This is a genomic window from Leisingera sp. F5 (genome assembly GCF_001593695.1).
Genome location: NZ_LUKH01000168.1, coordinates 1 through 4,424, shown reverse-complemented (window position 1 = coordinate 4,424; position 4,424 = coordinate 1). Strand labels below are relative to the sequence as shown.

Here is a 4,424-nt window from a genome sequence, read left to right as displayed (position 1 = left end):
GATGAACGCCGCCAACGCGGAAACAGACCCGGCCAAGCGTACGGAACTGCTGCAGAAGCTGGAAGGCATCCTGTATGATGAGGCCGCCTTTATTCCGCTGCACTGGCAGAACCTGGCATGGGGCGCCAAGTCCGGCATGAACGCAGGCGACATCGTGAATGCGCTGAACTTCCCCTATTTCGGTGACCTGATCGTCGAAACCGGCAGCTAAGCCGCTGATCTGACCCGGGCCGGTCTCCTCCGGCCGGCCCGGGCCGCCAAAACAACAAGCGGCCGCCAAAGCCGTGTATGCAGAACCCGCGGTTCCCTTGAACACGGTGTTTTACGCTGTAACCAAACTCTACAAAGGTCAGGACGATGTTTGCCTATCTCGCCAAGCGAGTGATCCAGGCGATTGCCGTGATGTTCGTCATCTCGCTGATTGCCTTTGCCATCCAGGGCAACCTGGGCGACCCGCTGCGCGAGCTGGTCGGGCAGTCGGTCTCGGAAGAAGTACGTCAGCAGCTGCGCGATGAGCTGGGTCTGAACGACAGCTTTGTGACGCAATACCTGCGGTTTGCGGGCAATGCGCTGCAGGGTGACCTGGGCACCTCCTATTTCTTCAAGGAGCCGGCGCTGGACGTGATCCTGAAAAAACTGCCGGCAACGCTGGAGCTGGTGTTCGGTGCCACGCTGATCATCGTCGGACTGTCGGTGCCGCTGGGTGTCTACACCGCGATCAAGCCCAATTCGATCCTGAGCCGTATTATCATGGGGCTGTCGATCATCGGCATTTCGATCCCGGTGTTCCTGACCGCGATCCTGATGATCTTTGTGTTCTCGGTGGAATACGGCTGGCTGCCCTCCTACGGGCGCGGTGATACCGTGCAGGTCTGGGGCTATTGGCAGACCAACTTTGCCACTGCCGATGGCTGGCTTCACATCATCCTGCCGTCGATTGCGCTGGCCTCGATCATGCTGCCGCTGTTTGTCCGCCTGATCCGGGCCGAGATGATGGAAGTGCTGCAATCCGAATACGTTAAATACGCCAAGGCCAAGGGCATCAGCCCGTGGCGCATCTATTTTGTCCATGCGCTGAAAAACACGCTGCTGCCGGTGATCACTGTTGGCGGTGTGCAGATCGGCACCATGGTGGCCTACACGATCCTGACCGAGACGGTGTTCCAGTGGCCGGGCATGGGGTTCATGTTCCTTGAAGCGGTGAACCGCGTCGATACCCCGCTGATCGTGGCCTACCTGATTGTTGTCGGCTTTATCTTTGTGGTCACCAACACCATCGTTGACCTGATCTATGGGCTGGTGAACCCGACCGTGAATATTGCGAGGATGGGCGCATGAGCACCGAAACGCTTTCCCCGAAATCCGAACCGTCGCGCTGGTCCAAGGCCTGGAGTTCCAACATGGGCTACAGCTTCCGCCGCAATCCGGTGGCGGTGGTCAGCATGATCATCTTTCTGCTGATTGCCGTGGCCGCCTTTCTGGCGCCTGTGATCGCGCCTTATGATCCGTATGACCCGGCGCAGATGGACATCATGAACTCGGAATACCCGCCGGTTTGGGTGAATGGCGCGCTGCCGGAGTTCATGCTGGGCACCGATGATCAGGGCCGCGACCTGTGGTCGACCATCCTGTACGGCACCCGGCTGTCGTTGCTGATCGGCATCTGCGCGGTGGCGCTGCAGGCCTTCCTGGGCATCTCCATCGGGCTGGTGGCCGGCTATGTCGGCGGCCGTCTGGACAGTCTGCTGATGCGCTTGGCCGATATCCAGCTGTCGTTCTCGACCCTGATGGTGGCGATCATCTTCCTCGCCGTGACACAGGCGATGTTCGGAACTGATACGTTTAACCGCTATGCGGTGGTGTTCCTGATCGCGGTGATCGGGGTGGCAGAATGGCCGCAATACGCCCGCACCGTGCGCGCCACTGTTCTGGCCGAGAAGAAAAAGGAATACGTCGATAGCGCCCGTGTGCTGGGATTCGGCCCGATGCGGATCATGGTGCGGCACATCCTGCCGAACTCGCTGTCGCCGATTTTCGTGATCTCAACCGTGCAGGTCGCCAATGCGATCATTTCCGAGGCGTCGCTCAGTTTTCTGGGTCTGGGCATGCCGCCCAGCCAGCCGTCGCTGGGCTCGCTGATTTCCTCGGGGTTTGACTACATCTTCTCGGGCAGCTGGTGGATCACCGCCATTCCCGGCGTGGTGCTGGTGGTGCTGGTCCTGGTCATCAATCTGCTGGGCGACTGGATGCGCGACGTCCTGAACCCGAAACTTTACAAGGGGTGACGCGATGAGCCTTCTTTCCGTTCGCGACCTGACCGTGAAATTCGCCATGCGCGACGAGACGGTCACTGCCCTCAACGGCATTTCCTTTGACCTGGCCAAGGGCGAGCGCCTTGGCATTGTCGGCGAAAGCGGTGCGGGCAAGTCGATCACCGGGTTTTCGCTGATGAACCTTCTCAGCCGTCCTGGTTATATCGACAACGGCCAGATCCTGTTCGATGGCGAGGACGTCGTGCAGATGAACGACAAGCGCCTGCGCACCCTGCGCGGCAACCGGATGGCGATGATCTTTCAGGATCCGATGGTGACGCTGAACCCGGTGCTGACCATCGGCCAGCAGATGGTTGAAACCCTGCTGGCGCACCGCAAGCTGAGCCGTGAGGAAGCGCGCCAGATTGCCATCGTCAAACTGCGCGAGGTCTATATCCCCTCGCCGGAGGAACGCCTGGAGCAATACCCGCACGAGCTGTCGGGCGGCATGCGCCAGCGGATCATCATTGCGATTGCGCTGCTCTTGGACCCGCAGCTGATCATCGCGGACGAACCCACGACGGCGCTGGACGTGACCATTCAGGCCGACATCATGGAGCTGATGCTGGAACTGTGCCAGTCGAACCAGGTGGGGCTGATCCTGATTACCCACGATCTGGGCGTGGTCAGCCAGATGACCGAGCGCACGCTGGTGATGTATGCGGGCCGGATCATCGAGGCCGGGCGCACACGGGAAATCATCAACGATCCGCAGCACCCTTATACCCAAGGGCTGATCAATGCGCTGCCGCAGCAGACCGTGCCCGGCCAGCGGCTGAAGCAGATCCCCGGCAACATGCCGGGATTGACCAGCATTCCCACCGGCTGCGCCTTTAACCCGCGCTGCAAATACGCTACTGACCTGTGCCGCAGCCGGGTGCCGGACATCGTGCAATACGGCGAGGTCGCAGTGGCCTGCCACGAGGTGCAGCGCCTGAACAGCGATGAAGACCGTCAGGAGGCACGGGCATGAGTGACGCAAAAACAGACCGCCCGCTGCTGCAGATCAAGAACCTGGAAAAGCGGTTCGATCTGGATCAGGGCTTCCTCGAGACGCTGAAGTTCAAACAGGGCAAGATCGTCCGCGAAAGCCGCTCGGTTCACGCGGTGAACAACGTCTCGCTGGACGTGGGCCGTGGCGAGGCGCTGTGTGTGGTTGGCGAGTCGGGCTGCGGCAAGTCCACTGTGGCGCGGCTGGTCGCGGGCCTGCTGCCCCCCACCGCGGGCGAAATCCATTATGACGGCCAGCGCATTGATGACCTGTCGCGTGGCGCCATGCAGCCCCTGCGCAAGAAGATCCAGATGATCTTCCAGAATCCCTATGCGTCGCTCAACCCGCGCATGACCATCCGGCAGGCGTTGGAGGAACCCGTGCGCCATCACAACCCCGGCGCCTCGGCGGCGGAGGTGCGCGACAAGGTCACCGAGGTGATGCTGTCGGTAGGTGTCGATCCCAGCTGGGCCAAACGCTATCCGCATGAGTTTTCCGGCGGCCAGCGCCAGCGGATCGCCATTGCCCGCGCCCTGACGGTGGATCCGGAGTTCATCATCGCGGATGAGCCGATCAGCGCGCTGGACGTGTCGATCCAGGCGCAGGTGCTGAACCTGATGCTGGAAGCCAAGGAAAGCCGCGGCCTCACCTATCTGTTCATTACCCACGACCTGAGTGTGGTGGAACATTTTGGTACCCGTGTTGCGGTTCTTTACCTTGGGTCGGTTTGCGAGGTTGCGGACACCGCGACATTGTTCTCCAACCCGAAACACCCTTATACTCGGGCCTTGCTGTCCGCAGTGCCGCAGCTCAAGGATGACCGGCCGAACCATATCCGCCTCAAGGGCGAGATCCCGACGCCGATCAATCTGCCGCAAGGCTGCCCTTTCCAAAGCCGCTGCGCCTTTGCGGACGCTCGATGCAAGAGTGAACAGCCAAAAGCCATTCACCAGCCCGATGGCAGCCTTGTGGCCTGCCATGCTGTCGAAGAAGACAGGCTGGATGCGGTGGCCGCCGGTTAAGACGGGACGCCCAGTTGGACATCATCTGGCTTAAGGACTTCGAGGCTTTGGTCGCGTGCAAGAATTTCTCGCGCGCGGCCGAGGAGCGCAATGTCAGCC

4 protein-coding genes and 1 pseudogene are annotated in these 4,424 nt (G+C 60.9%); all 5 read left to right on the top strand.

Annotation, left to right across the window (positions count from 1 at the left end; translation table 11 throughout):
* Positions 1-211: pseudogene (locus tag A2I95_RS26530) on the top strand (ABC transporter substrate-binding protein); the annotation flags it as partial.
* 146 nt (positions 212-357) lie between these two features.
* Positions 358-1,338 carry an ABC transporter permease gene (locus A2I95_RS26525; protein WP_259989453.1) on the top strand — a complete coding sequence of 327 codons (981 nt, stop codon included), beginning with the start codon at positions 358-360 and terminating at the stop codon, positions 1,336-1,338.
* On the top strand, positions 1,335-2,285 hold the full coding sequence (locus A2I95_RS26520; RefSeq protein ID WP_291734728.1) for an ABC transporter permease: 951 nt from the start codon (positions 1,335-1,337) through the stop codon (positions 2,283-2,285). Before A2I95_RS26525 ends, A2I95_RS26520 begins: the two co-directional genes overlap by 4 nt.
* 4 nt (positions 2,286-2,289) lie before the next feature.
* On the top strand, positions 2,290-3,285 hold the full coding sequence (locus tag A2I95_RS26515) for an ABC transporter ATP-binding protein (RefSeq protein ID WP_027257401.1): 996 nt from the start codon (positions 2,290-2,292) through the stop codon (positions 3,283-3,285).
* The gene (locus A2I95_RS26510) at positions 3,282-4,325 is read left to right on the top strand and encodes an ABC transporter ATP-binding protein (RefSeq protein ID WP_291734727.1); all 1,044 of its coding nucleotides are present in this window, start codon (positions 3,282-3,284) and stop codon (positions 4,323-4,325) included. Before A2I95_RS26515 ends, A2I95_RS26510 begins: the two co-directional genes overlap by 4 nt.
* The last annotated feature ends 99 nt before the right edge of the window (positions 4,326-4,424 follow it).